Below are 25,632 nucleotides of genomic sequence, written 5' to 3' on the forward strand. Positions count from 1 at the left end.
TCCGGGTCGCAGCCCCCACGGGGCGACAAGGTCCTCAGCGGACCAAAAAGATCAAAAAACCCCTCATTTAGGAGCAATCGTGGCGCGCGACATCGCGGCTCCCACCGTCATTCCCACCAAACATCAGGAACTGGTCTCGTGGGTCAACGAGATCGCCGAACTGACGCAGCCGGACAGTGTGGTCTGGTGTGACGGATCCGAGGCCGAGTACGAGCGACTGTGCGAAGAGCTCGTGGCGAAGGGCACCTTCAAGAAGCTCGACCCGATCAAGCGCCCCCACTCCTACTACGCGGCCTCCGACCCGACCGATGTCGCCCGGGTCGAGGACCGCACCTTCATCTGCTCCGAGCAGGAGCAGGACGCCGGCCCGACCAACCACTGGAAGGACCCCGCGGAGATGCGGGCCATCTTCACCGGTGAGCAGGGGCTGTTCCGCGGCGCGATGAAGGGCCGGACGATGTACGTCGTCCCGTTCTGCATGGGCCCCCTCGGCTCCCCGCTCTCCGCGCTCGGGGTGGAGATCACGGACTCCGCGTACGTCGCCGCCTCCATGCGCACGATGACGCGCATGGGCCAGGCCGTCCTCGACGAACTCGGTGACGAGGGCTTCTTCGTGAAGGCCGTGCACACCCTCGGCGCCCCGCTGGAGCCCGGCCAGGCGGACGTCCCCTGGCCCTGCAACCGGACCAAGTACATCTCGCACTTCCCCGAGTCCCGCGAGATCTGGTCCTACGGCTCCGGCTACGGCGGCAACGCCCTGCTCGGCAAGAAGTGCTACGCCCTGCGCATCGCCTCCGTGATGGCGCGCGACGAGGGCTGGCTCGCCGAGCACATGCTGATCCTCAAGCTCACTCCTCCGCAGGGCGAGTCCAAGTACGTTGCCGCCGCCTTCCCGAGCGCCTGCGGCAAGACCAACCTCGCCATGCTGGAGCCCACCGTCTCCGGCTGGACCGTCGAGACCATCGGCGACGACATCGCCTGGATGCGGTTCGGCGAGGACGGCCGCCTCTACGCGATCAACCCCGAGGCCGGCTTCTTCGGCGTCGCGCCCGGCACCGGTGAGCACACCAACGCCAACGCGATGAAGACGCTGTGGGGCAACGCGGTCTTCACCAACGTGGCGCTCACCGACGACAACGACATCTGGTGGGAGGGCATGACGGAGGAGCTTCCGGCCCACCTCACGGACTGGAAGGGCAACGAGTGGACGCCGGCGTCCGAGACTCCGGCCGCCCACCCCAACGCCCGCTTCACCGTGCCCGCCGCGCAGTGCCCGATCATCGCGCCGGAGTGGGAGGACCCGAAGGGCGTGCCGATCTCGGCGATCCTCTTCGGCGGCCGCCGCGCCACCGCCGTACCGCTGGTGACCGAGTCCTTCGACTGGAACCACGGCGTGTTCCTGGGCGCCAACGTGGCCTCCGAGAAGACCGCCGCCGCCGAGGGCAAGGTCGGCGAGCTGCGCCGCGACCCGTTCGCGATGCTGCCGTTCTGCGGCTACAACATGGGCGACTACATGGCGCACTGGGTCAACGTGGCCAAGGACAAGGACCAGTCCAAGCTGCCGAAGATCTACTACGTCAACTGGTTCCGCAAGAACGACGCGGGCAAGTTCGTCTGGCCCGGCTTCGGCGAGAACTCCCGGGTCCTGAAGTGGATCGTGGAGCGGCTGGACGGCAAGGCGGCGGGCGTGGAGACGCCGATCGGTGTGCTGCCGACGCGTGAGGCCCTCGACACCAAGGGGCTCGACCTGGCCGACGGCGACCTCGACTTCCTGCTGACCGTCGACAAGGAGATCTGGCGCGAGGAGGCCGCGCTGGTCCCCGACCACCTCAACACCTTCGGCGACCACACGCCGAAGGAGCTGTGGGACGAGTACCGGGCGCTGGTGCAGCGGCTGGGCTGAGCCCCGCGTGAAGACTCCGCGGCCGGTACGGGAATGCCCTGACCAGCGATCGTCACGACCGGCCGCGGATTGAACCGGCGAGGCCGCGCACAACGGCGTGTGCGGCCCCTGGGCCTGCCGTCACCGACCCGTCCACCCCGACGGGACCGGTGACGGCAGGCCTTCGCCCGTCGACGGGCCGCGGCCCCGGCGGTGGCCGCTCACCCGCCGGGGTGATTTCCTGCGGCCGGTGAGGGCAAGACGGCTCGTGGCGAGCCGACCCGGGAACCGGTACCGGGACGCTGTCGCCCATGTTCACACCTCATGTTCGGTCGTTCACACCCCGTGTTCGATCGCTCACGGTCCGGGCCGCCACCGTGACAGCCACCCTCCTGGCGCTCGTGGTGGCCCTGCCCGGTACCGCGTTCGCCGCCCCCGGCGACCTGGACACCGCCTTGGGCGGCACCGGCGCGGTCCTCACCGACTTCGGCGGGGAGGACCACGCCAACGACGTGGCCGTGCAGCCGGACGGCAAGATCGTCTCCGTCGGTGCCTTCGTCGACGAATCGGCCCTGGAGAGCGACTTCGCGCTGACCCGCCAGAACCCCGACGGCACCCCGGACACCGGCTTCGGCGGCGACGGCCGGGTCACCACCCCCATCAACAACCTCCCTTCGAACGACGGCTTCCAGTGGAGCGAGGCCCACGCCGTGGCGCTCCAGCCCGACGGCAAGATCGTCGTGGCGGGCGGCAGCTGGCGGGGGTACGAGAACTGCTGCTGGTTCGTGGTGGCCCGCTACAACCCGGACGGCACGCTGGACACGGGCTTCGGCGGCGGTGACGGCCGGGTGTTCACCGACTTCGGCAGCCCCGAAGAGGCCAAGGACGTGGCGGTGCAGCCCGACGGCAAGATCGTCGCCGCGGGTTATGTGGGCGGCCGGGCCGCGGTGGCCCGCTACAACCCCGACGGCAGCCCGGACACGAGCTTCAGCGGCGACGGCATGGTGAGCGCCGATCCGGACCCGTCCCCCGAATCGGGCGGTGACGCGCGCGCCCTGGCCCTCCAGCCCGACGGCAAGATCGTGGTCGCGGGCGAGGTCGGCACGACCCGCTTCGACTTCTCGCTCATCCGCTTCAACGCCGACGGCAGCCTCGACTCCGGGTTCGGCAGCGGCGGCGTCCAGCGCACCGACTTCGGTGACTACGACACCGCGGAGGCGCTCGCGGTCCAGTCCGACGGCAGGATCGTCGCGGCCGGCAGCAGCGGCGGCCGGTTCGCACTGGCCCGCTACAACACCAACGGCACCCTGGACACGGGCTTCGACGGCAACGGGCTGGTCGTCACCCCCGGCGGGGGCGCCCAGGACATGAAGCTGCAGAGCGACGGGCGGATCGTCGCCGTCGGCGGCGGGCCCAGCGGTGCCTTCGAGGTCCGGCGCTACAACACCGACGGCAGCCTGGACAGCGGCTTCGGCACCGGCGGTGCGGTCACCACGGACTTCGGCGGCAGCGACGCGGCCCGCGGGGTGGCGATCCAGCCCGACGGCAGGATCGTCGCCGCCGGCCCGGGCGGCCCCGACCGGGACTTCGCGCTCGCCCGCTACCTGGGCGGAGGCGGCAGCACACCCCCGCCGCCCAGCGCCGATCTCTCGGTCACCAAGACCGGCCCGTCCTCCGTCACCCTCGGCGACCGGGCCACGTACACCGTCCGCGTGACCAACGCGGCCGCCTCGACCGCCTCCGCCACCGGCGTCACCCTGAGCGACACGCTCTCCGGCGCCGGCGCGACCCTGGTCTCGGCCACGACCACCCAGGGCGGCTGCACGGCCTCCGCCACCGGCGCCACCTGTGCCCTGAACACGCTGGCCCCGGGCGCGAGCGCCACCGTCACCGTCGTCGCCGAACCCCGCACCACCGGCACGCTCCGGAACTCGGCCGCCGTCACGGCCGACCAGTCCGACCCGGCGACCGGCAACAACACCGCCACGGCGACCGGTACCGTCACCAACTCCCGGGGCTGCACGATCATCGGCACCAGCGGGGCCGACACCCTCAACGGCACGTCCGGCAACAACGTGATCTGCGGCCTGGGCGGCAACGACACCCTCCGCGGCAACGGCGGCGCCGACACCGTCTACGGCGACTACGGCGACGACAACATCGACGGCGGGGACGGCAACGACACCCTGTACGGCGGTCCGGGCAACGACTCGGTGAACGGGGCCTCGGGCAACGACCGGGTGGTCACCACCGACGGCGTCTCCGGCAACGACACGGCCAACGGCGGCCTCGGCTTCGACACCTGCACCACCGACCCGGGCGACCGGCGCATCAGCTGCCCCTGAGGCTCCGCGAGCGGGTCCGCACCACCGGACCGGGCCGGCCTTCCGCACCGGGAGGCCGGCCCTTGGTTCGCCTCAGTTGTTCCGGTCCTCCAGGTACCGGGTGTGGGTCTCCTGGCGCCTGGCCTCCGCGTCCCGGAGGCCGGCCGCCAACTGCTCGGCCTCCTCCTTGAGCAGGGCCAGCTGGCGCTCCAGGTGCCGCTCCGGCGGCTCCTGCCCGGGCGTCAGACGCGTCCACCACCGGGTGCGGACGAAGCTGTCGACCGCCTCCGGGATGTCCTGCCGTACCGTCCGGGACAGCACATGGACGCCCTCCGGGTCCTGGGCCAGCAGCTCGGCCGCCCAGCCCGGGTCCAGCAACGCCGTGAGCAGGCCGGTCAGTTCGCCGAGCCGTGCCTGCGCCGAGGCCGGCAGACCGACCTCCGTCAGATAGGTCTCCAGTTTCCCGAAGTCGGCCCGCACCCCCTCCAGCTGGGCCGACGGCGTCGGGAAGTCCGGCAGCGGCGGCCGCTCCGGCGGTGCGATCAGCGCGCCCGCGCCGTACAGGCCCGCCACCACCACCGGCCAGTACGGGCCCGCCACCCCGGTGAAGGTGAGGACCAGGCCGAGCAGGCCGCCCGCGCTGCCCGTGAGGTTCTTGCGGGACTCCAGGTAGCCGAGCAGCTTATTGGTAGCCACGGATCTCCTCGAAGGCGCCGTCCAGGGAGCCCTGCTGGGCGTCGAAGAGACGGCCGCCGGTCAGGGCCGCGATGTGCTGCAGTTCGGTGCGGGAGGAGTCCCCGAACAGGATCGGGAAGACCGGGATGTTCCGCTGGGTGGTGGACAGGCCCCGGTAGAAGTCGTCGAACTCGCCGGCCTTGGCGCCCGTGGTGTTCTCGCCGTCCGTCATCAGCACGATCGAGGTGAAGGTGTCCCGGTCGGTGCGCAGCTGGTCGTACGCCTTCTCCAGCGAGGTGTAGATGGCGGTGTTGCCGTCGGCCCGCAGGGCGTCGGTGTCCTTGCGGATCGCGTTCAGGCCGGTGTCCGGGTCGGCCGGGTCGACGACGTGCGTGCTGACGTCCTTCACGTCCGAGCCGAACGGCATCAGGGTGACCTCCTCGCGGTCGCGGAAGTCGCCCGTGAGGTCGGTGAGAGCCTTCTTCAGGCGGTCGAGACGGTCGCCCTCCATCGAGCCCGAGGTGTCCAGGACGTAGACCGTGCGGGACGGCCGGCGCAGCTCGTTCTCGTACGCGGAGATCAGCCCGTCGGCCACCGACTTGCTGCCCGGGAAGGGGAGTTCGCGGCGGCGGGAGGTGTCGAGGCCGGCGGCCGGCGGCACCGAGGCGACCACCGGGCGGCGGTGCGTGGTGTCCGTGATGAGCTTCTGCACGGCCGTCGTGCGCAGGTCCTCGGCGACCCTGCGGACGTCCTCGCGGGTGTCGGCGGAAGAGGCGGAGAGCGAGGAGAGCGGGTAGTCCGCGGTGATCACGCCGTCGCTGGGGCGGATCACAGTGAGGCCCTGGATGCCCTTGAGGACCGACTCGTAGTTGAGCAGGGCGTCGACGTCGCCGCGCCGCCGGTACGCGGAGGCCAGCCAGCCGGAGGAGCCGGAGGTCAGGGTCTGGCCCTTGAAGAACTTCTTCAGCCGCGGGGTCGCCTTGGTCACGTCGGCGTCCGTGAGCGCCGACTGGGCGCCGGAGAGCGCGGAGGCCACCGAGACCAGCGTGGAGAAACCGGAGTTGGAGCGGGCCGGGTCGGTCATGCCGTAGGTCAGCCGGCCGGCCTCCACGGCCTGCTCGACCTGCGACCAGGTGACGTCGGCCGGTTTCCAGCCGAGGGACCTGACGGTGGCCGCCTTGACGCCGATCGCGACCGGGCTGGACATGATCGAGGTCTCCGACACGACCTTCTTCGCCGCCTCCGGGCGCAGCCGCAGATAGTCGTCGGAGGACAGCCACAGGGCGTCGTACGCCCCGTCCGCCTTGCCCTGGGCGACCAGGTCGACGGCGTCCAGGGTGCCCATGTAGGTGGGGCGGATCGTCACGCCGGTGTCCTTGCGGACGCGGTCGAAGACGGCCGTCATGTCGCTGAGTTCGGAGGAGGCCAGGACCCGCAGGGTGCCGGGCTTCGGGGCCGTGGCGTCGTCGTCCTGGTGGCTTTCGGAGGTGCACCCGGTCAGCAGGGCGGCGGTGGCGAGCAGGGTCAGCAGCGGGCGTCTGTTCATGCCGGGCCGCCCTCCAGCGCGCCCTTGGCGCGGCTGCGCTCCAGGTAGGCGCCGGCCGACTGGAGTTCGTCCGTGAGGGACTGCACGGTGTTCGCCATCACCTCGGTCGCCTGCACCTTGTAGGTGTCGATGGCGTCCAGGGTGCGGTAGATCTGCTGGAAGGCGGCGCGCAGTGTCTCGGCGCCGACGGCCGGGTCGGCGGCGATGCGCTGGATCTCCCCGCTCTGGCTCGCGAGCATCTCGGCGTTGCCCCGGATGAGGTCCTCGGTCGTCCCGCGCAACGCGTTGACCTGCTCGATGACCTTCTTCTGGTTGTCCAGCGCGGAGGCCAGCATCACCGAGATGCGCAGCGCCGACACGGTGGTGGTGGCGGCGCGTTCGACGCCCTTGATCAGCTCGTCGTTGTTGCGTCGGACGACGTCCATCGCGAGGTAGCCCTGCGCGGACACCGCGAGCTGGGTGAGCAGGTCCTGGTGCTTCTGCCGGACCGGGAAGAGCACGTCGGCGCGGAGCGCGTCGGCCTCCTGGGGGTCCGGATGCCGTCCGATGTGCTGCTCGACGGCGGTGTCCAGGGCCTGGGTGAGGACGACGTACTCCTGGAGCTTGCCCATCGTCTCCCAGAGCCGGACCCGCTCGGTCTGCAACGCGGCGTTGTCCCGGCGGAGTTCGTCCTGGCCGCCGCGCAGCGAGCCCACGATCTTGTTCAACGTGCCCTGGGCGGAGGCGTACTTGGCGACGTGGTCGCGAAGCCTGTTGCCGCCGGGCAGCCGGGAGAGGAACTTGCGGCCCTTGCCCGCGGGCAGGTCGCGCGGGTCCAGGTCCTCGACGACCCGGCGGAGTTCGACGAGCGAGCCGGCGACCTTGCCCTGGGCGTCGCCGCCCTTGTCGGGCAGGCTGCGGACGGCCCGCTCCAGCATCCGGTTGGACTGCGAGGCGGCGCTGCGCATCTCGCCGGCGCCGAGCCCGGTGATCTCGCCGACCTTGCTCGCGAACTCCGGTGACCGCGCGTCCAGGGCGGCGAGGTCCCGGACGTACACGGAGGCCTTGTGCGCCATGTCGGTGCGGACACTGTCGTCGACGGGCACGAGTCCGCCGGCCTTCTCCCGCGGCACCGGCGCGACCGCCTCGGGCGGGGTCAGCGTGAAGACGTCCTCACCGCTCAGCGTGGGCGGGTGCTCGCCGCCGCTCGGCCTCATCTTGTCGAAGTTGCTCACAGGATCCCCCCGTCAGCCGCGCGCCCGGCGGGCCATCTCGTGCAGCACCGCGGAGGTGGGCACGGGCGCCTGCCGGACGCCGGTCAGTGTCTGGTTGAGGTACGCGGCCCGGTCGGCGGTGGCCGTGACGAACTCGGCGGAGTCGCCCTGGGGCCGGAAGCCGTGCTTCACGGCGAGCTTGCGCAGGGTCGGATCGGTGCTGAGGAGGTCGCCGAGCTCCCGGCCGGCGTCGTCCATCGGCACGATCGTGTGGTCGCTGTTGACCGTGGTGTCCGGGTAGAGGACCACCAGGTCGTCGGCGCCGTGCTGTTCGGCGAGCAGCGAGACGACCTGCGACTCGTAGAGGCACACCAGCGGGTTGCCGGCACCGCTGATGAAGTCCCGGAAGACCGAGTCGCTGCTGGGCTGCTGGGCGCCCTGGACGCTGACCAGCTTGCGCAGCAGGGGAGCGGTCTTCGCGACGGCGGCGTCGCCGGCCACGACCTGGCCGCCGTTGGCGACGTAGGAGGCGGCGGCGAGGTAGAGGGCGCCGGAGTTGGAGGTCTCCGGGTCGGTGCTGGTGATGTACAGCGTCCCGGTCAGCTCGCCGTGCGCCTTGGCCCCCTTGAGCTGCTGCCAGGTCCGGTCGTGCCGGGCGGCGTCCAGGTAGGCGGCCATCTTCAGGGTGCCCTTGCCCTTGCCGTCGAGCACGGCGAGGCCGTTCGCCGCCAGCACCTCGGCGGCGCTGCGGTGGGCCACCACCACGAGGGGCGAGTAGAAGGGCCGGGGGAGGGGCTGGCGGGCGTGGTACTTCGCGGCCAGCTGGTCGGCGGGCGCCGAGCTGGACGGGAACGCGAAGTCATAGCCCTTCAGGTCCAGGCCGTCCATGGCCCAGGACCCCGACGCCTCCGTCTTCACGGTGTAGCCCTTGGCGGCGAGGGCCTTCACCACATCGGGATCGGCGAAGAAGTCCGACTTCTCCGAACCGATCACACCACGCACGGTCTTCGTTGCCGTGCCCTTGTCATCCCCTTGCCGGCCTGCGACGACGGCAGCCACCACGCCACCGATCAGCAGCACCGCCAGGATGATTCCCGCGATACGTCTCACGCCGGGGAGCGTGCTCGCGGAACCCCACATTCCAGGGCGCTCAGGGTGAACGGGGCGTGAAGTGGACGTCCCGGATTACAACGGGGGGACGACGGCCGATCAGGAGTGCGGTGGAACCGGGCACCACCGGACCGCCGTCGCTGCGGGCAGAGGGGGCTGTGGGGAGGCGGGGGTTGTGGCAACCCGGTCCGCGCGCGGTTGTGGGGCGCGCGGACCGGGGCCGTTCGGGGGCGCGGCGGATCGGCCGGGTCAGGCGGTCGCGGTGAGTTCCGTGGCCGCCGCGTGGGCGTCCATGCGTTCCGCCGCGAGGATCGCCGCCGCGGTGTCGGCCCTGGACGCCGCGACGACCAGCGCGCGGCCGGCCAGCGCGTGGGCGCGCTCGTGCAGGCTCGCCGGCTGCCGTACCGCCGTCAGCGACGCGCGGACCGGCGTACGTCCGCCCCGCAGCCGGGTCACCTGCTCGGCCAGCCGGGTCGCGGCGGCGTCGAGGTCGGTGGACGGCGTGAGGCCGCGCAGCTCGTCGGTGACGGCGAGCAGCGCCGCGAGATGTCCCGCGAGCTGGATGTCCAGCTCCTCCTCACGCGTGTGGTGGGGGAAGTCGGACGTCGTGCCGGCCATCGTGCTGCGGACGGACCCCTGGTGGGAGGAAGGGGTGCGGATCGGTTCGTACATGGGAGATGGCCTCCTGTGCTGTCAGGAAGCCATCCTAGCTTAGATCTCGTCTAAAGTTGACCCGGTTCACGGACGGTGGGTCGGCCGCTACCTACGGCTGTCCGTAGCCGTCCAGGAACCGGCCGATCCGCGTGATCGCGTCCCGCAGATCACCCACCGACGGCAGGGTCACCACCCGGAAGTGATCCGGCTCCGGCCAGTTGAAGCCGGTGCCCTGGACGACCATGATCTTCTCCTGCCGCAGCAGGTCCAGGACCATCTGCCGGTCGTCCTTGATCTTGAAGACCTGAGGATCGAGGCGCGGGAAGAGATAGAGGGCGCCCTTGGGCCGGACGCAGGTCACGCCCGGGATCTGGGTGAGCAGCTCGTACGCCGTGTCCACCTGCTCCTTCAGGCGTCCGCCCGGCAGCACCAGCTCGTTGATCGACTGGCGCCCGCTGAGCGCGGCGACGACCCCGTGCTGACCGGGCATGTTCGCGCACAGCCGCATGTTCGCGAGGATCGTCAGGCCCTCGATGTAGGAGTCGGCGTGCGCGCGGGGGCCGGAGATGGCCATCCAGCCGACCCGGTAACCGGCCACCCGGTAGGCCTTCGACATGCCGTTGAAGGTGAGCGTGAGCAGGTCCGGGGCGACGGCGGCGGTCGGGGTGTGGGTGGCGTCGTCGTAGAGGATCTTGTCGTAGATCTCGTCCGAGCAGACCAGGAGGTTGTGGCGGCGGGCGATGTCGGTCAGCCCGCGCAGCATCGCCTCGTCGTAGACCGCGCCCGTCGGGTTGTTCGGGTTGATGATGACGATCGCCTTGGTGCGGTCGGTGACCTTGCGCTCGACGTCGGCGAGGTCGGGCATCCAGTCCGACTGCTCGTCGCAGCGGTAGTGCACGGCCGTACCGCCGGAGAGCGAGACCGCCGCGGTCCACAGCGGGTAGTCCGGCGCCGGGACGAGCACCTCGTCGCCGTCGTCCAGCAGGCCCTGCATCGCCATCACGATCAGCTCGGAGACGCCGTTGCCGATGAAGACGTGCTCGACGTCGGTCTCGATGCCGATGGTCTGGTTGTGCATGACGACCGCGCGCCGGGCGGCCAGCAGGCCCTTCGCGTCGCCGTAGCCGTGCGCCGAGGAGACGTTGCGGAGGATGTCCTCCAGGATCTCCGGCGGGCAGTCGAAGCCGAAGGCGGCCGGGTTTCCGGTGTTGAGCTTGAGGATGCGGTGTCCCGCCGCCTCCAGCCGCATCGCCTCCTCGAGTACCGGGCCCCGGATCTCGTAACAGACGTTGGCGAGCTTGGTCGACTGGATCACCTGCATGCCGGTGAGCTTACGGGGCGGTAACGCTCGTCGCGTCGTGTTTCCCACCACGTGAGACACGGAAAGCCCCGGAGGTTTGGCCTGTTATCGCCGGTAGCTGTCTCATCGGCCCCTTCCCTCCTAGAATCCGCGTCCATGCCGAGACCTGCCGAGGAAGAAGACGGACCTCCTTCCAACGTCTACCGCCCCCAGGGCGCCCCGGTCCCCGCGTACGAGGACTTCAGGGATCCGGCGTCCGCACATGGCTGGCTCAACGCCTACGACGAGACGCGCGAGCTGCCCCGGATCGCCCCCGTCGCCCCCGTACAACCGGGGCCGGGCCGGGCGGACCGGCGGCGGGCCGCCCGCGATACGACCGGCCGGCGTGCGAAGCATGTGGCCGTCGCCGTGGGCGCGCTGGGCGCCGCGTCCGTGGCCGCGCTGATCGCCGGCTTCGCCCTCTCCCCGTCTTCTTCCTCCTCGTCGTCGGACGGCACGCAGGACGGCCGGAGCCGTACGCAGCGCACGGCCGGCGAGTCGCCGGCCGGGGAACCGGATGAGGTGAGCCCGAGCAGCGCCTCGGCCGCGCCGGTCGGGGCCGCGTCGTCCGCCCTGGCCGCCTCGCATGTGGGCGACTCGCCGTCCGCCGGTGCGCCCACACCCACGAGCGCCTCGACCAGCCCTGCCGCCTCCCGCAGGGCCGACGTGACGCCCTCGGCGACGTCCACCCCCACTTCGCCGGCCGAGAGCACCTCGTCCTGGCGGCCGGGGCGAGGACATGGCAGAGGCGGCGGTCGGTCCCACTGAGAAGCGGTGTGACGCGGCGTGTACCGGTCTGACGCGGTGGCACGCCTCAGCGTCTCGGCAGGGCGTGCAGGCCGCCGTGCGAATCGCGTCGCCTGCGGACGTCTCGGACACACCTGTGACGGTCAGCCCCGGAAGGCGGAGCGGCAGCCGGCGGTCGTCGTCGGTGACGAGATCGATGGCGTACAGGTGGCCGACCGGAGTCTGGCCAGCTGCGCGCAGTCCGCTGCCGGGGAGTGGAGGGCGCCGAGCTGGGGATGGTCGTACCTTCCCGTGCCGATCAGCAGGGCGCCGCGGTGGCCCTCGGTGAACGCCGGTGCGGTCACGCGGAGTTCGAGTCCTGCGACGACGGCTCGGACGCGGGCCGGCCCGGCTCCCCGTCCGGCTGTCCGGCGCTCGCGAGGAACGCGTCGATGAGGCGTTCCCGTTCGGCGGCCGAGGCGTGACCCAACTCGACGCTGCGGCCGTCGAGTTCGACACGGATGCCGCGCAGGGGCCGGTTCTTGAGCCAGGTGTCCGCGAGGAGCAGGGCCTGGCGCAGGGCGAAGGAGGCGGCCGTGACGACGAGCGTCCCGGTGGCCACGAGTTCCCCGCCCTTGGAACCCGTGGGCGGGTTCTCGGAGGAGTGGGCCGACCCTATTTCGGCCACGTCCAGGTCGGCGAGCGATCGGCGCAACCGGCCAACCAGCCGCAGCAGTTCGTCGTCATCCGTGTCGGGAAGTCCCAACAGCTCCAGTCGTACAGTCCTGCTCATCGCCCCCGTGAACCCCCTTCGTGCGCGGCACACTCTACCGGCGCCGGATTGCGCAGGCGGGGGCCGTCCGGAAACTGCGTCTTGCCCTCACACCCCGTTGTGCTGAAAATGTGCATGACAAAAAGCGGGTGGCCGGAAGATCTCCGGTCACCTCGTCGTATAGAGGGGACCCCCACATGAACAAGCCTCTCGTCGCCGCGCTCGCCTCCCTGGCCATCACCGGGATGGGCGTGGTACCGGCAGTCGCCGCGCCCGCGGCCAAGGCCGACGCGCGGCCGAAGGCGGCCGCCGCGGTGACCGTCAACTTCGCCGGCACCGTCTCGCTCAGCAACTGCTCCGGCTCGGTCATCCGCTTCCCGAACTCCGCGGACACCGACCCGGCGCTGGTCCTCACCAACGGCCACTGCCTGGAGACCGGCTTCCCGGAGCCCGGCGAGGTCATCACCGGACAGTCCTCCAGCCGTACCTTCGGCCTGCTGAACTCCACCGGCACCAAGGTCGCCACGCTCCGCGCCAACCAGGTCGTCTACTCGACGATGACCGACACGGACGTCACGATCTACCGCACCACCACGACGTACGCGGCGATCAAGAGCTCCTACGGCATCAGCCCGCTCACCGTCAGCAGCACGCACCCCGTCGCCGGCACCGCCATCAAGGTCGTCTCCGGCTACTGGAAGACGATCTACAGCTGCAACATCGACGGGTTCGTGTACCGGCTGAAGGAGGGCGACTGGACCTGGAAGGACTCGGTCCGCTACACCTCCGCGTGCAACACGATCGGCGGGACCTCGGGCTCGCCGGTGATCGACACCACCACGGGGCAGGTCGTCGCCGTCAACAACACCGGCAACGAGGACGGGGAGCGGTGCACCGTCGACAACCCGTGCGAGGTGGACGCGAGCGGGAACGTCACGGTGCGGCAGGGGATCAACTACGCGGAGGAGACGTACATCATCCCGGCGTGCTTCACGACGGGGAACGTGCTGAACCTGAGTGCGAGTGGTTGCACCCTGCCCAAGCCGTAGGGGGTGGCGGGCGGCCGTGTGTGTCTGCGGGTGGGTGGGGGCCGGTCGCGCCCACGCGGCGGCAGCCGCAGATCGACACGGCCCCGCGCCCCTAAAGACCTTGCGGTGAACGTCGGACGGCTCGTCCCGCCAGTTCGTCCGTCCTTCGGCCCTCCTCGATCACGAAGCGGCCGTTGACCAGGACGTATGGGATGCCTGTCGGGAGTCGGCGCGGGTTCTCGAAGGTCGAGCCCGCCGCCACCGTCGCCGGGTCGAAGAGGACGACGTCGGCCCGGTAGCCCTCGCGTACGAGTCCGCGGTCCGGCAGGCGCAGCCGGGCCGCGGGGCGGGCAGTGAGGTGGGCGACGCACTCCTCCAGGGAGAGGACTCCCAACTCCCGTACGTAGTGGCCGAGGTAGTGCGGGAACGTGCCGTACGCGCGCGGGTGCGGCTTGGCGCCCTGGAGGATGCCGTCCGAGCCGCCGGTGTGGACGCGGTGGCGCATGATCGTGCGGACGTTCTCCTCGTGGCCGACGTGCTGGAGGATGGAAGGGGCCAGCCGGTCCGCCAGCAGCAGATGGCGGGCCGTCGTCCACGGGGTCTCGCCGCGCAGCCGCGCCGACTCCGCCACCGTACGGCCGACGAACTCCGCCAGCGCCGGGTCGGCCACGCCGGAGATCTCGATCGTGTCCCACTCGATGGGGACGCCGTGGCAGCCGTCGGAGCCGAGGGACTCGACGTGGTGGCGGACGCGCTCGGCCGTCTCGTCGTCCGCGAGCCGGGCCAGGACCGCGTCCGGGCCGCCCTCGTTCGCCCAGCTCGGCAGCATCGCCGCGAGGGTCGTGCTGCCCGGGGTGTAGGGGTAGGTGTCGAGCGTGATGTCGGCGCCGGCCGCCAGGGCCTTGTCCAGCAACGACAGGAGCTCGGGTGCCCGGCCCTTGTTCACGCCGAAGTTCATGGTGGCGTGGGCCAGGTGGAGGGAGCAGTCCGCCTCCCGTGACAGGGCCACCATCTCCTCGTACGCCTCCAGGGCGCCCGCCCCGTACGAACGGTGGTGCGGGCAGTAGTAGCCGCCGTACGACGCCACCACCCGGCACAGCTCGGTCAGTTCGGCGTCCTCGGCGTACATGCCCGGGGTGTAGGTGAGGCCGGAGGACATGCCGACCGCGCCCTGTTCCATGCCCTCCGCCACCAGCCGGCGCATCCGGTCCAGCTCGGCCGGGGTCGCCTCGCGGTCCTCCCAGCCGACGGCCAGCGCCCGGACCGTGCCCTGCGGGATCAGGTAGGCCGCGTTGACGGCGATGCCCCGGTCCAGACGGTCCAGGTACTCGCCGACCGAGCGCCAGTCGAAGTCGATGTCGTCGCCGTGGCCGTTCCAGCCGGCGATGGCCCGGCGGACCTCGGCGAGGGTGCGGTCGTCGACCGGGGCGTAGGACAGCCCGTCCTGGCCCAGGACTTCGAGGGTGACCCCCTGTGCGGCCTTGGCGCTGTGGTCCGGGTCGCGGAGCAGGGCCAGGTCACTGTGGGCGTGCATGTCGATGAAGCCGGGGGAGAGGACCAGGCCCTCGGCGTCCAGCTCGCGCGTCGCGTGGGGGCGCTGGCAGCCCGCCGCCGCGGCCTCCTTGACGACGGCGACGATCCGGCCCCCGTCGACGACCACGTCCGCGCGGTAGGAGGGCGCGCCGCTGCCGTCGACGACATCGGCGTCCCGGATGACCAGATCCTCCATGACCCCTCCTGGAAGCTAGAAGAACGTGCGGACGTAGTCGACGACCGTGCCGTCCGCCTCGGCGACCGGGATCAGCTGCCACTTGTCGAACGACGTGCACGGATGCGAGAGGCCCAGGCCCACCCAGTCCCCGACCTGTAGGTCCGCCTCGGGGGTGGTGGCGAGCCAGGCGTGCTGGTCGGACAGGCCGGTGACCGACACCCCGGTCGCCGGACGCTCCGTGCCCGCCCGGCGGATGACCTGGGCGAACGGGAGGTCCAGGTCGTAGGCCGCGTCCCGCTTGCCCGCGTTGGCGAAGGCCTGCTCGGCGGAGGGGCGGGAGACGATCTGCGCCCAGAGCCGGAAGGCCGGCTCCAGGGCGCCCTCCTCGGGCACCCGGTTGAAGGGGGTGACCTCCCGGTAGCGGCCGTCGTCGTGCGAGACGTAGGCGCCGGACCGCAGCAACTTCAGCACGGGGAGGGAGAGTCCGGGGATGTCGGCGAAGACGTCGGCGACCGCGTCGAACCAGGCGCTGCCGCCCGCGCTGACGACGATCTCGTCGGTGCCGGCGAACCGTCCCGCCTTGTCGAAGTCGGCGGCGAGCGCGACCAGTCGGCGCAGATAGGCGTGCACCCGGTCGGGGTCGGCCCGAGGGACCTCGCCCTCGTACCCGGCGACCCCGACCAGGCGCAGCGTCCCCGCCGCCGCGGCCACCGCGTCCGCGACCGCCGCGCACTCCGCCTCGGTACGGACGCCGGTTCGAGCGCCCTCGCCTGCGGCCAGCTCCACGACGACGTCGACCGGACGGGAACTCCCCTTCAGCGCCGCGTCCATCAGCTCCACCCCGCGCACGGAGTCGACGTAACAGACGAAGCGGAACTCCGCGTCCCGCTCCAGCTCGGCGGCGATCCAGCGCAGCGCCGGGGCGTCCACGAGCTCGTTCGCCAGGAAGATCCGCCGGGTGCCGAAGGCGCGGGCCACCCGTACCTGGTGCGGGACGGCGAGGGTGATGCCCCACGCCCCGTGCTCGACCTGGCGCCGGAAGAGCTGCGGGGCCATGGAGGTCTTGCCGTGCGGGGCGAAGGCGAGGCCGTGCCGTTCGGTGTACGTCTCCATGAGCGCGAGATTGTGCTCCAGGCGCTCGGCGGACAGGGCCAGCACGGGCGTGGCGAAGCCGTCGGAGAACAGGTTGCGGCGCTGGGCGGTCAGCTCGCCGACGGTGAGGCCCTCGGCGTCGGGCGGGAGGCCCTTGAAACGGTGATCCACGCGTTCCTCCGTGAGACGGGCGAGCGCGTCGGTGCCGGTGTCGAAGGACACGGAGCCTCCCTGATCTGACGGGTTGCATTGTGTGCAACGTCCATTGCGTATATCGCTTACCGCTGTCTAACATCCACGCCAACGCCGGGTCAATGGAGCCCGCGGCAACCCGAGACGACGAGGAGCCACGACCATCGTGAAGGCCACGGACGCCGTTGACACCGTCGACGGTGCGGATGTCGTGGACGTCGTGGACGTCGTCGCGCTCGGCGAGTCCATGGTGACGTTCCTGCCCACGCGGCCGGGGCGCCTCGCGGACGTGCCGTCCTTCGACCGTGCGATCGGCGGCGCGGAGTCCAACTTGGCGTGTGCGCTGGCGGCGGCGGGACATTCGGTGCGGTGGGTCAGCCGGGTCGGCGCGGACGGGTTCGGCGACCATCTGGTGGAGACGTTGGCTTCGTACGGCGTCGACGTCGGACGCGTGGACCGCGACCCCGTGCGGCCGACCGGGGTGTACTTCCGTACGGCGGGGGACCGGGCGACGGACGCGCACGAGGTCGCGTACTACCGGGCGGGGTCGGCGGCGTCGGCGATGTCGGTGGCGACCGTGGACCTGGCCGCGGTGCGCGCGGCCCGGATCCTGCACCTGTCGGGCATCACGGCCGCGCTGTCGCCCGGGTGCCAGGACCTGCTGAGCAAGCTGACGGCTCCCGCCGAGGGGCGGCCGGTGGTGTCCTTCGACGTCAACTACCGGCGCGGGCTGTGGGGTTCGGGCGACGGGCCTGATGTCCTGCTGGAACTGGCGCGCCGGGCCGACATCGTGTTCGTGGGGGAGGACGAGGCGGCGGAGGCATGGGGGGTGACGGGCGGGCCGGAGGCGGTTCGGGCGGTGCTGCCGGAGCCGGGGGTGCTGGTGGTGAAGCAGGGGGGAGTGGGGGCCACGGCTTTCGTGTCGGGTGCGGCTTCGTCTTTGGGGGCGGGCGGCACCCTGCCAACGCCGGTAAGTGACCCCACCCCCGCCCCCACCTTCGAACCCGCCCCCGTCGTAGACGTCGTCGCCCCCGTCGGTGCCGGGGACGCCTTCGCCGCCGGGTTTCTCTCCGGGGCCCTGCGGGGACTGCCCCTGCCGCGAACGCTGCGGCTCGGCCACCTCTACGCCGCCGCCGCCCTCACCACCCCCGCCGACCTCGCCGCACCCCCCGCCCGCGACACCGCCGACCGGCTGACCGCCCTCGACGCCGCCGCGTGGGAGAGACTTCGACTCGGCCCCGGCTGGACCCAAGCCGACACGGCCGAAGAGGAGGTACGCACCCCATGAGCCAGACCGTCGACCGAGCGCTCAGCATCCTGCCGCTGCTCGCCGAAGGCCCCGCCGACCTCGGCCAGGTCGCCGAGCGCCTCGGCGTGCACAAGTCGACCGCGCTGCGGCTGCTGCGCACCCTCCACGAACACGGGCTCGTCTACCGCCAGTCCGACCAGCGCTACCGCCTCGGCGCCCGGCTCTTCGCGCTCGCCCAGGAGGCGATGGAGAACCTCGACATCCGCGAGATCGCCCACCCCCACCTGGCCCGGCTCAACGAGGCCTGCGGGCACACCGTGCACCTCGCCGTGTTCGAGGAGGGCGAGGTCCTCTACATCGACAAGGTCGAGAGCCGCTACCCGGTGCGCATGTACTCGCGGATCGGCAAGCCAGTGGCCATCACCGTCGCCGCCGTCGCCAAGCTGCTCCTCGCCGACCTGCCCGAGCCCGAGCGGCGCGCCCTCGCCGACAAGCTCGACTACCCCATGTACACGGCCCGTTCGACACCGAACGCGGAGGCCTTCCGCAAGGAACTGGCCAAGGTACGCGAACAGGGCTGGGCCACCGACCTCGGCGGCCACGAGGAGTCCATCAACTGCGTCGCGGCCCCCGTGCGCGGCGCCGACGGCCGGGTCGTCGCCGCGATGTCGGTCTCCGCGCCCAACGTCGTCGTCACCGCCGACGAACTCCTCACCCTGCTCCCGCAGGTGCGCCGTACGGCGGACGCGATCAGCGGCGAGTACTCAGGAAGAACCCCGATCAAGGAAGCCGGCAACTGATGACCGAGAAGACCGCCCTCACCCCCACGACCCACACCACCCCGCCCGCCAAGTTCTCCCACGGCGTGCGGAAGGGCAACATCCTCCAGGTCGCCGGCCAGGTCGGCTTCCTGCCCGCCGAGGAGGGCAAGCCCCCGACGCCGGCCGGCCCCACGCTCCGCGAGCAGACCCTCCAGACCCTCGCCAACGTCAAGGCGATCCTGGAGGAGGGCGGCGCCTCCTGGGACGACGTCATGATGATCCGCGTCTATCTGACGGACGTGGACCACTTCGCCGAGATGAACGGCATCTACAACACCTACTTCGAGGAGCAGGGCCTCACCGCCCCGCCCGCCGCCCGCACGACCGTCTACGTCGGTCTGCCCGCCGGCCTCCTCATCGAGATCGACGCCCTCGCCGTCCTCGGCTGACGGCCCACCAACTCCCGCACGTCCTGCACGGCACGGCACCCCACCGGGTGCCGTGCCGCGATCCCCCCTGCCCGGCTGTGCCTGTCGGGGGACCCCCAACGCCCCCCCCGGACCGTGTACTTACGAAGAGGCCCCCACATGTCATCCCAACCGCTCGCCGCCTCCACCGCACCAGCCACCCCACCCCACACCGGAGGACTGCTCCTCCTCCTCGACGGCACCGCGGGACTGCTCACCGTCGCCGCCATCGGTATCGCCCTGCTCCTCTTCCTCATCATCAAGGCGCGGCTCCAGCCCTTCGTCGCCCTGCTCGCCGTCTCCATAACCGTCGGCCTGCTGGCCGGTCTCTCCGTCACCGAGCTCTTCGGAACCGTCCAGCGCTCGGACGCCGTCTCCACCATCGAGTCCGGCATGGGCGGCATCCTCGGCCATGTCGCGATCATCATCGGCCTCGGCACCATGCTCGGCGCGATCCTCGAAGTCAGCGGCGGAGCAGAGGTGCTGGCCTCCCGGCTGCTCAACCTCTTCGGGGAGAAGCGGGCCCCGCTCGCCATGGGCCTCACCGGCCTGATCTTCGGCATCCCCGTCTTCTTCGACGTCGGCATCTTCGTCCTCGCCCCCCTCGTCTACGCGGCCGCCAAGCGCGGCGGCAAGTCGATCCTGCTCTACTGCCTTCCGCTGCTCGCCGGTCTCTCCATGACCCACGCCTTCCTGCCCCCGCACCCCGGCCCGGTGGCCGCCGCCGCCCTGCTCCACGTCGACCTCGGCTGGGTCATCCTCATGGGCGTCGTCTGCGGCATCCCGGCGGTGCTGGCCGCGTGGGTGTACTCGGCGTGGATCGGCAAGCGGATCTTCGTCGCCGTACCGCAGGACATGGTCGAGGCGGCGGACGAGGCCAAGCAGGCCGTGCTGGCCGAGCAGCGGGCGGCCGGCGTCGAGCCGCAGGAGAAGCCGGTCCCGCTCGGCACGGTCCTGGCCATCATCGGCACCCCGCTCGTCCTCATCCTCGCCGCGACCTTCTCCTCGATCGCCCTGGACCCCTCCACCGGCCGCTCGGTGATCGAGTTCTTCGGCACGCCGATGGTCGCCCTCACCCTCGCCCTGGTGCTCGCCTACTACCTGCTGGGCATCCGGCGCGGCTGGTCCCGCAAGTCCCTGGAGACGGTGTCGACCGCGTCCCTCAAGCCGGTCGGCAACATCCTGCTGGTGGTCGGCGCGGGCGGGATCTTCGGTGCCGTGCTGAAGGCCAGCGGCGTCGCCCAGGCCCTGTCCGACACCTTCAACGGCGTGGGCCTCCCGGTGATCGTCCTCTCCTACCTGATCTCCGTCGTCCTGCGGGTCGCGCAGGGCTCGGCGACGGTGGCGATCGTGACCACGGCCGGCATCGTCGCCCCGCTGCTGAGCGAGGGCCACCACTCCCAGGCCTTCGTCGCCCTCGTCATCATGGCCATCTCGGCGGGCTCCATCTTCGCCTCACACGTCAACGACGGCGGCTTCTGGATGGTCGCGAAGTACTTCGGCATCAGCGAACGGGACACGTTGAAGACGTGGACCGTGCTGGAGACGGTGTTGTCGGTGGCCGGGTTCGTGGTGGCGGCCGTGCTCAGTGTCTTCGTGTAGGCGTCTGATAACGAAGTCGGGACCGGCTGTCTCCGGCACAGGTTCTTGGACCATACTGCCCGCTGTGGAGCAGCGCATAGGAGCCAACAGCCAGCCCCTGGAAGGCGCCGGATTCGACCCGGCCTTCATCCCCGGGCTCACCTCACCCGCGTCCGCCCAGCCGGAGGACGCGGGGCCGGAGGACACCCGGCCCGAGGAGCCCGCGGGTGCCGAGGCGGCGGTGGAACCGGTGGCCCTGACCAAGGACGCGGCCGCCGCCGACACCACGGTGGACGACGACGCCGAAGACGCCGAGGAGACCGAGGCCGCCCCTGAGGGGCCCGTCTTCGAGGCCTCCGACCGGCGCGCCCGGATAGAGGCCGACCACCAGGGCGTGCGCCTCAGCCTCGACGAGGAGAAGTGCGAGTTCCGCTGGGACGAGATCGGCGCGATCGAGACCGAGGCACCGCGCTTCGGGAAGCGCTTCACGATCACCGTCCACACCCCGGAGCGCCGCTGGTACCCCATCGAGATCGAGGCGACGTCCCGCTCCCGCTTCAAGGCGTGGGAGGACGACCTTGACGCCGTCCTGGACGCGTACTTCGAGGACGGCGTGGAGGAGGACGACGCCCTGGAGACGGACGACAAGGCCGAGGCTGAGACCGGGGCCGAGGCCGACGCCGACGCCGACGCCGAGGACAAGGTCCGCGACGAGAAGTAGCCCGGCGCAGGCGGGCGGCCCCGGTCCCGTGGCCGCCTAGCCGCAGTACTGTGCTTCCTTCCCGATCGACCGGTACATGCAGTCCGCGTTCTCCAGCAGCTGGAACACCGCGTCCCGGTTCCGGGAGGTCTCCCGCTCGATCACCTCGTCGGGCGGGTAGAACCCGCCCCCGGAACTGGACGTCGGGTACATCTCGAAGGTGAAGTCGAAGATCTTCTGCGTACCCCACAGATAGTCGTCGATCGACCCGTCCGTGATGTACAGATCACTGGACTGCTCCGGCGTGTAGCCGTTGCTGGCCGCCATCTTCTGTCCCACGGCCTTGAACGCGGCCGCGTCGTCCGCGGTCATCCCGGTGGCGGTGTCGGCCGTCGTGTACCCGAACGGCCACAGCACCAGCTCGCTGTACGTGTGGAAGTCGATCCCGGCCTTGATCTGCTGCTTCCCGCCGACGACCCGGCTGCGTACGAAGTCGGCGACGACCTTCACCTCGGGCGCCGACTCGGCGGCCGAGCCCCGGTAGGTCTCCGAGGACGTGCTGCCGGAGGACCCGCCGCAGCAGCCCCATCTGTAGTTCCAGTTCCGGTTCAGGTCCGTACCGACGTACGAGGAGCCGGAGTTGGGCTGCCGGTTCTTGCGCCACGACCGGTACGAGCCGGTGGCGATGTCGTACTCGCCGCCGTCCGGGTTGAGATCGGGGACGATCCAGATCTCCCGGCTGTTGACGATGTTCGTGACCCGGGAGTCGGAGCCGTATCCCGCGCCCAGCTCCCGCAGCAGGTACAGCGCCATCTCCACCGTGAGGTGCTCGCGCGCGTGCTGGTGGAAGGTGAGGAGGACCTCGGGTTCGTTCTCGTCCGTCGCGACGTTGTCGCTGACCTTGATGGCGACGATGTCCCGGCCCTGGTACGACTTGCCGATCACCTGCTTGCTCATGATGGCGGGGTAGGCGGCGAGCCGCTGGCTGATCTCGGTGTTCGCCTCGGCGTAATTGTGGTACTTCGAGTCGGCCGTCGGGAAGTCGAACAGGCGTAGCTCGTCGGCGGCGGTGGACCGGTCGGGGGCCGCGCCGAGGGGCGTGACCTCGTAGCCGAGGCGTTTCAGCGCCGCGATCTGCGGGGCCCGTCCGGAGACGACCACCGTCTCCTCGTCGACCTCGTCCACGGTGACGCCGGTCTGCTGGATGGCCGCGCGGGTCACGGGGGTGGTGCTCTGGTGGATCTCGTACTGCCGGACGTCGTCGGCCGAGGGCGGCGCCGGGCGTGCGCTGTCGGCGGTCGCGTGGGTGGCCGTCGCCGACACGGGGGCCGCGAGGGCGAGGGCCAGCAGGGTGCCCAGCGCGGCGGTCCGGCCGCGGCGGAGGGCGCCGGAGCCGCGAATGCGAAGTCGCATGAAATCTCCTGGGGGAGGTGGGGGTGGTTCACTGCGACGAACCTGTGCGGTTGTTGTGCCGAGACTGTGCGGGTGCCGCTCATCGTCCAAGGAATGGCATGAACAGGTCAAGACTGTAAAACTGGCCGCGGAATCCAGCCGCGGAAACCGGCCGCGCGAAACGGCCGCGCAGAGTACGCCTTTACCCCCAACCGCAGGCGGCCCCCACCGAAATACACCCACCCGCGTGACGTCCGTGTGCGTCTCCCCGGTCCGCCGGGAGACCGTGGAAGGAGGGCCAGGAGGAGGGCTGGGTGATGACGAGCACCAGTACGAGCGCGCGCTCCGCCGCGGCCGAGAGCCACTTCGACCACCGGATGGCCGTGTTCGGCTCGGACGAGGCGTTCGTCGCCGCCGCCCTGCCGTTCCTCGCCGAGGGGCTCGCCGCCCCCGACGAGCCGCCGCCCGTCGCCATCGCCGCCCCCGGCCTGCTGGCCGCCCTGCGCGACGCCCTCGGCACCGACGCCAGGGACATCGGCTTCATCGACCACACCGACTGGTACACGGGCACGGCCGCCAACGCCGTGGCCCAGGGCGCCGGCTACCTCGCCGCGAACGCCGGACCCGGCGGCCGTCTTCATCTCCTCATGGAGCCCGACTGGGCGGGCCGGGCCGGGCGTTCGGTGCGGGAGAGCACCGAGTGGATCCGCTACGAGTCCCTCGCCAACCTCCTGTTCGCCCCCTTCGCCACCACGGCCCTGTGCGCGTACGACACCCGGACGGCGGGCCCGGCCGTCGTCGACGCGGCCCGCCGCGCCCACCCGGGCACCGGGGTGTACGAGCAACCGCCGGTACTGGTGCGCGAACTGGACGCCGTACCGCTGCCGCCGCCCCCGCGGACGGTCACCCGGCTGCCGGCCGCGGAGTCGGTACGCGCCTGGGCGGCCGGGCAGGGGCTGGCGGCCGCGGACGCGGAGCTGTTCGCACGGGCGGTCGTGGCCGCGGCCGGCGCCCATGGTCCGGTCGTCGAGTTCCTGGCCTGGGGCGAGGCCCCGGCCTGCGTCTGCGAGCTGCGGCTGTGCCGGGCCGTGGGGGACCCGCTCGCCGGGTTCGTGCCGCCGCCGGCCGGGGAGCCGGAACCCGGGCAGGGGCTGTGGTTCACCCGCCAGGTGTGCGCGTACGTCGATGTGCGGGACGGGGCGCCGGGGGACCGGGCGAGGATCCGCGTCCAGTACGGGTGAACGATGTGGTTCGAGTTCGGTACGCGTGGGTGCGAGCGGCTCCGCGGGGCGGGCCGCGACGGGGGGTGGGCGTCGCGGCCCGTCATGTGAGTGCGGGATCGTCGTGGCTGATCGTGTCCACGCGGCGGCAGCCGCAGATCGACGGCCCCGCGCCCCTCGGGTGCGCTACGGCAGGCCGTGGACGTGGGCTCCGACCGAGTTGGACCACGCGTTGCCCGACGACGCGTCCCAGTTCGTCGACCAGGTCATCGCGCCGCGCAGGTCGGGATAGGTCGTCGACGGCTTGAAGGAGCCGCAGTTGGTGAGCTTGGTCAGGCAGTCCAGGGCGTTGTTGACCACCGTCGGGGAGACGTAGCCGCTGCCGGCCGCGCTGGTCGACGCCGGCAGGCCGAGGCCCACCTGGGAGGGGCTGAGGCCGCCCTGGAGCTGGATGCAGGCGAGCGCGGTGAGGAAGTCCACCGAGCCCTGGCTGTACACCTTGCCGTCGCAGCCCAGCATGGAACCGCTGTTGTAGTACTGCATGTTGACGACCGTGAGGATGTCCTTGACGTTCAGGGCCGTCTGGAAGTACCCGTTGGACGTCGACTGCATGTCGATCGTCTGCGGGGCCATGGTGATGATGAGCGAGGAGCCCGCCTTCGACGACAGCGAGCGCAGCGCCTGACTCATGTAGGTGGCGTTGATGCCGTTCTCCAGGTCGATGTCGACGCCGTCGAAGCCGTACGTCTGCATCAGCGAATAGACGGAGTTGGCGAAGTTCGTCGCGGACGCCGAGTCGCTCACCGAGATCGTGCCGTTCTGGCCGCCGATCGAGATGATGACCTTCTTGCCGGCCGCCTTCTTGGCCTGGATGTCGGCCTTGAACTGGTCGACCGTGTACCCGCCGAGCCCGGCGGAGTCGAGGGTGAAGCTCACCGCGCCCGGGGTGCCGGTCGCGTCCGCGAAGGCGACGGCGATGATGTCGTACGAGGAAGGCACGTCGGAGATCTTCTGGACGGTCGCGCCGTTGTTGAAGTTCTGCCAGTAGCCCGTCACCGCGTGCTTGGGCAGCGAGCCGCCGCCGTTGCCGCCGGACGCGGTCGTCGTCGCCGTCACCGCCGTCGACTTCGCGGACTCACCCGCCGAGTTGGTCGCGGTGACCTGGAAGGAGTACGACGTCGAGGCGGCGAGGCCGGCGATCGTGGCCGAGGCGCCGGTGACCGCCGTGACCTTGGTGCCGTTGCGGTAGACGTTGTAGCCGGTCGCGCCCGACACCGCGCTCCAGGACAGCGACGCGGAGGACGACGTGGTACCGGAGACCGCGAGGCCGGTCGGGGTGGCGGGGACGGTCGGGGCCGGGTCGGAGCCGCCGCCGCCGTCGGGGCCGAAGACCGAGACGTCGTCGGCGTAGTAGGCGGCCTGGCCGTACCAGCCGTGGGTCCAGACCGTGACCGAGGTGGTCGAGGAACCGGTGGTGAAGGTCGTCGACAGCTGCGTCCAGGACGTGTTCGGGGTCCAGGTCGACACGTCCGTGGTGCCGGTGCCGGTCACACCGAGATAGGTGTAGGAGCCCTGCACCCACGCGCTCAGCGTGTAGGTGGAGTTGGCCTTCACCGCCACCGTCTGGCTGCACTGGGCGTAGTCCTGCCCGGCCGGGGTCGCCTTGAGGGCGGCGGCGCCGGAGTGGACGGGAGAGGAGACGGTCGTACCGCTGCTCGCGGAGCAGGTCCAGTTGGTGAGGGCCGACTCGAAGCCGGCGTTCTTCACGTTGTTGACGTCGGCGGCGGAGGCCGGGGAGGAGGCCAGGCCCGCCATCGCGAGTGCCGTGGCGAGCGCGGCCACGGCAGACCAGGTTCGGATACCTCGCTGTCCGGCATGCCGGGACACGAGTCGGGGGATGAGTCTGGGCATGACAATCAAGGTGGTCCAGACCAATTCACGTGTCAATAGGTCCAGACCAAATTCAAAGCCGCCGCTGACCGGACCAGACCCCGGTCATATGCTCAACCTGTCCCGGT

The 25,632-nt window shown here is 71.2% G+C and carries 22 protein-coding genes; 10 read left to right on the forward strand and 12 right to left on the reverse strand.

Annotated elements, in window-relative coordinates; all coding sequences use genetic code 11:
* The first annotated feature begins 79 nt into the window (after positions 1-79).
* Positions 80-1,903 carry a phosphoenolpyruvate carboxykinase (GTP) gene (locus ACZ5K7_RS15195; RefSeq protein WP_351708474.1) on the forward strand — a complete coding sequence of 608 codons (1,824 nt, stop codon included), beginning with the start codon at positions 80-82 and terminating at the stop codon, positions 1,901-1,903.
* Positions 1,904-2,259: 356 nt separating this feature from the next.
* On the forward strand, positions 2,260-4,227 hold the full coding sequence (locus ACZ5K7_RS15200; RefSeq protein ID WP_468913630.1) for a calcium-binding protein: 1,968 nt from the start codon (positions 2,260-2,262) through the stop codon (positions 4,225-4,227).
* 72 nt (positions 4,228-4,299) lie between these two features.
* On the opposite strand, the gene ACZ5K7_RS15205 is transcribed toward ACZ5K7_RS15200, so the two are convergent.
* From ACZ5K7_RS15205 to ACZ5K7_RS15230, 6 genes are all read right to left on the reverse strand, one after another.
* The gene (locus ACZ5K7_RS15205; RefSeq protein WP_351708480.1) at positions 4,300-4,902 is read right to left on the reverse strand and encodes a hypothetical protein; all 603 of its coding nucleotides are present in this window, start codon (positions 4,900-4,902) and stop codon (positions 4,300-4,302) included.
* Positions 4,889-6,427, reverse strand: coding sequence for a vWA domain-containing protein (locus tag ACZ5K7_RS15210; RefSeq protein ID WP_351708483.1), 1,539 nt, complete (start codon positions 6,425-6,427; stop codon positions 4,889-4,891). The genes ACZ5K7_RS15205 and ACZ5K7_RS15210 overlap by 14 nt, the downstream gene beginning before the upstream one ends.
* The gene (locus ACZ5K7_RS15215; protein WP_351708764.1) at positions 6,424-7,623 is read right to left on the reverse strand and encodes a toxic anion resistance protein; all 1,200 of its coding nucleotides are present in this window, start codon (positions 7,621-7,623) and stop codon (positions 6,424-6,426) included. Before ACZ5K7_RS15215 ends, ACZ5K7_RS15210 begins: the two co-directional genes overlap by 4 nt.
* A gap of 30 nt (positions 7,624-7,653) precedes the next feature.
* Positions 7,654-8,730, reverse strand: coding sequence for a substrate-binding domain-containing protein (locus tag ACZ5K7_RS15220; RefSeq protein WP_351708486.1), 1,077 nt, complete (start codon positions 8,728-8,730; stop codon positions 7,654-7,656).
* Positions 8,731-8,979: 249 nt separating this feature from the next.
* On the reverse strand, positions 8,980-9,402 hold the full coding sequence (locus ACZ5K7_RS15225; protein WP_351708489.1) for an SCO4983 family protein: 423 nt from the start codon (positions 9,400-9,402) through the stop codon (positions 8,980-8,982).
* A gap of 91 nt (positions 9,403-9,493) precedes the next feature.
* Positions 9,494-10,705 carry a pyridoxal phosphate-dependent aminotransferase gene (locus ACZ5K7_RS15230; protein ID WP_468913635.1) on the reverse strand — a complete coding sequence of 404 codons (1,212 nt, stop codon included), beginning with the start codon at positions 10,703-10,705 and terminating at the stop codon, positions 9,494-9,496.
* Between the two features lie 135 nt (positions 10,706-10,840).
* Between ACZ5K7_RS15230 and ACZ5K7_RS15235 the strand changes: the two genes are divergently transcribed.
* Positions 10,841-11,491, forward strand: a complete 651-nt coding sequence (locus ACZ5K7_RS15235; protein ID WP_468913638.1) for a hypothetical protein — start codon at positions 10,841-10,843, stop codon at positions 11,489-11,491.
* 122 nt (positions 11,492-11,613) lie between these two features.
* Here ACZ5K7_RS15235 and ACZ5K7_RS15240 read toward each other — a convergent pair whose 3' ends face one another.
* Together ACZ5K7_RS15240 and ACZ5K7_RS15245 are read right to left on the reverse strand one after the other, a co-directional pair.
* Positions 11,614-11,814 (reverse strand): hypothetical protein, encoded by a 201-nt coding sequence (locus tag ACZ5K7_RS15240; RefSeq protein ID WP_351708497.1) that lies wholly within the window; start codon positions 11,812-11,814, stop codon positions 11,614-11,616.
* Complete coding sequence (locus ACZ5K7_RS15245; RefSeq protein ID WP_468913642.1) at positions 11,811-12,242, reverse strand: hypothetical protein; 432 nt, start codon at positions 12,240-12,242, stop codon at positions 11,811-11,813. Before ACZ5K7_RS15245 ends, ACZ5K7_RS15240 begins: the two co-directional genes overlap by 4 nt.
* 176 nt (positions 12,243-12,418) lie before the next feature.
* Here ACZ5K7_RS15245 and ACZ5K7_RS15250 point away from each other — a divergent pair, with 176 nt between their 5' ends.
* Positions 12,419-13,270: a trypsin-like serine peptidase gene (locus tag ACZ5K7_RS15250; protein ID WP_351708503.1), complete on the forward strand. Its 852-nt coding sequence runs from the start codon at positions 12,419-12,421 to the stop codon at positions 13,268-13,270.
* A 91-nt stretch (positions 13,271-13,361) separates the two neighbouring features.
* Here ACZ5K7_RS15250 and ACZ5K7_RS15255 read toward each other — a convergent pair whose 3' ends face one another.
* Together ACZ5K7_RS15255 and ACZ5K7_RS15260 are read right to left on the reverse strand one after the other, a co-directional pair.
* On the reverse strand, positions 13,362-14,978 hold the full coding sequence (locus tag ACZ5K7_RS15255) for an N-acyl-D-amino-acid deacylase family protein (protein WP_468913645.1): 1,617 nt from the start codon (positions 14,976-14,978) through the stop codon (positions 13,362-13,364).
* Positions 14,979-14,993: 15 nt separating this feature from the next.
* A complete protein-coding gene (locus ACZ5K7_RS15260; RefSeq protein WP_351708509.1) occupies positions 14,994-16,274 on the reverse strand; it encodes an alanine racemase in 1,281 nt (426 codons plus the stop codon).
* Between the two features lie 217 nt (positions 16,275-16,491).
* On the opposite strand from ACZ5K7_RS15260, the gene ACZ5K7_RS15265 reads away from it, so the two are divergent.
* The 5 genes from ACZ5K7_RS15265 to ACZ5K7_RS15285 all read left to right on the forward strand — a co-directional run bounded on the left by ACZ5K7_RS15265 (position 16,492) and on the right by ACZ5K7_RS15285 (position 21,023).
* Positions 16,492-17,532, forward strand: coding sequence for a sugar kinase (locus ACZ5K7_RS15265; protein ID WP_468913916.1), 1,041 nt, complete (start codon positions 16,492-16,494; stop codon positions 17,530-17,532).
* A complete protein-coding gene (locus ACZ5K7_RS15270; RefSeq protein WP_351708515.1) occupies positions 17,529-18,293 on the forward strand; it encodes an IclR family transcriptional regulator in 765 nt (254 codons plus the stop codon). Before ACZ5K7_RS15265 ends, ACZ5K7_RS15270 begins: the two co-directional genes overlap by 4 nt.
* Entirely contained in the window at positions 18,293-18,703 is a 411-nt protein-coding gene (locus ACZ5K7_RS15275) for a RidA family protein (RefSeq protein WP_351708518.1), read from the forward strand. Before ACZ5K7_RS15270 ends, ACZ5K7_RS15275 begins: the two co-directional genes overlap by 1 nt.
* Positions 18,704-18,841: 138 nt before the next feature.
* Entirely contained in the window at positions 18,842-20,323 is a 1,482-nt protein-coding gene (locus tag ACZ5K7_RS15280) for a GntP family permease (RefSeq protein ID WP_468913650.1), read from the forward strand.
* Positions 20,324-20,387: 64 nt separating this feature from the next.
* Positions 20,388-21,023, forward strand: coding sequence for a hypothetical protein (locus ACZ5K7_RS15285; RefSeq protein ID WP_468913653.1), 636 nt, complete (start codon positions 20,388-20,390; stop codon positions 21,021-21,023).
* Between the two features lie 36 nt (positions 21,024-21,059).
* Here the strand turns inward: ACZ5K7_RS15285 and ACZ5K7_RS15290 are convergent, their stop codons facing one another.
* The gene (locus ACZ5K7_RS15290) at positions 21,060-22,415 is read right to left on the reverse strand and encodes a M14 family metallopeptidase (RefSeq protein ID WP_468913655.1); all 1,356 of its coding nucleotides are present in this window, start codon (positions 22,413-22,415) and stop codon (positions 21,060-21,062) included.
* A gap of 296 nt (positions 22,416-22,711) precedes the next feature.
* Between ACZ5K7_RS15290 and ACZ5K7_RS15295 the strand changes: the two genes are divergently transcribed.
* Positions 22,712-23,635: an anti-sigma factor RsbA family regulatory protein gene (locus tag ACZ5K7_RS15295; protein ID WP_468913658.1), complete on the forward strand. Its 924-nt coding sequence runs from the start codon at positions 22,712-22,714 to the stop codon at positions 23,633-23,635.
* 165 nt (positions 23,636-23,800) lie between these two features.
* Here the strand turns inward: ACZ5K7_RS15295 and ACZ5K7_RS15300 are convergent, their stop codons facing one another.
* Positions 23,801-25,525 (reverse strand): chitinase, encoded by a 1,725-nt coding sequence (locus tag ACZ5K7_RS15300; RefSeq protein WP_468913661.1) that lies wholly within the window; start codon positions 25,523-25,525, stop codon positions 23,801-23,803.
* Positions 25,526-25,632: the final 107 nt, after the last annotated feature.

This window comes from Streptomyces sp. NPDC031497, assembly GCF_055580905.1.

Coding starts and splice junctions, on each gene's coding strand:
- ACZ5K7_RS15300 (WP_468913661.1), bottom strand. CDS start 25,525: ATGCCCAGACTCATCCCCCGACTCGTGTCCCGGCATGCCGGACAGCGA.
- ACZ5K7_RS15295 (WP_468913658.1), top strand. CDS start 22,712: ATGACGAGCACCAGTACGAGCGCGCGCTCCGCCGCGGCCGAGAGCCAC.
- ACZ5K7_RS15275 (WP_351708518.1), top strand. CDS start 18,293: ATGACCGAGAAGACCGCCCTCACCCCCACGACCCACACCACCCCGCCC.
- ACZ5K7_RS15225 (WP_351708489.1), bottom strand. CDS start 9,402: ATGTACGAACCGATCCGCACCCCTTCCTCCCACCAGGGGTCCGTCCGC.
- ACZ5K7_RS15265 (WP_468913916.1), top strand. CDS start 16,492: ATGGTGACGTTCCTGCCCACGCGGCCGGGGCGCCTCGCGGACGTGCCG.
- ACZ5K7_RS15230 (WP_468913635.1), bottom strand. CDS start 10,705: ATGCAGGTGATCCAGTCGACCAAGCTCGCCAACGTCTGTTACGAGATC.
- ACZ5K7_RS15255 (WP_468913645.1), bottom strand. CDS start 14,978: ATGGAGGATCTGGTCATCCGGGACGCCGATGTCGTCGACGGCAGCGGC.
- ACZ5K7_RS15270 (WP_351708515.1), top strand. CDS start 17,529: ATGAGCCAGACCGTCGACCGAGCGCTCAGCATCCTGCCGCTGCTCGCC.
- ACZ5K7_RS15215 (WP_351708764.1), bottom strand. CDS start 7,623: ATGAGGCCGAGCGGCGGCGAGCACCCGCCCACGCTGAGCGGTGAGGAC.
- ACZ5K7_RS15250 (WP_351708503.1), top strand. CDS start 12,419: ATGAACAAGCCTCTCGTCGCCGCGCTCGCCTCCCTGGCCATCACCGGG.
- ACZ5K7_RS15245 (WP_468913642.1), bottom strand. CDS start 12,242: ATGAGCAGGACTGTACGACTGGAGCTGTTGGGACTTCCCGACACGGAT.
- ACZ5K7_RS15280 (WP_468913650.1), top strand. CDS start 18,842: ATGTCATCCCAACCGCTCGCCGCCTCCACCGCACCAGCCACCCCACCC.
- ACZ5K7_RS15290 (WP_468913655.1), bottom strand. CDS start 22,415: ATGCGACTTCGCATTCGCGGCTCCGGCGCCCTCCGCCGCGGCCGGACC.
- ACZ5K7_RS15235 (WP_468913638.1), top strand. CDS start 10,841: ATGCCGAGACCTGCCGAGGAAGAAGACGGACCTCCTTCCAACGTCTAC.
- ACZ5K7_RS15210 (WP_351708483.1), bottom strand. CDS start 6,427: ATGAACAGACGCCCGCTGCTGACCCTGCTCGCCACCGCCGCCCTGCTG.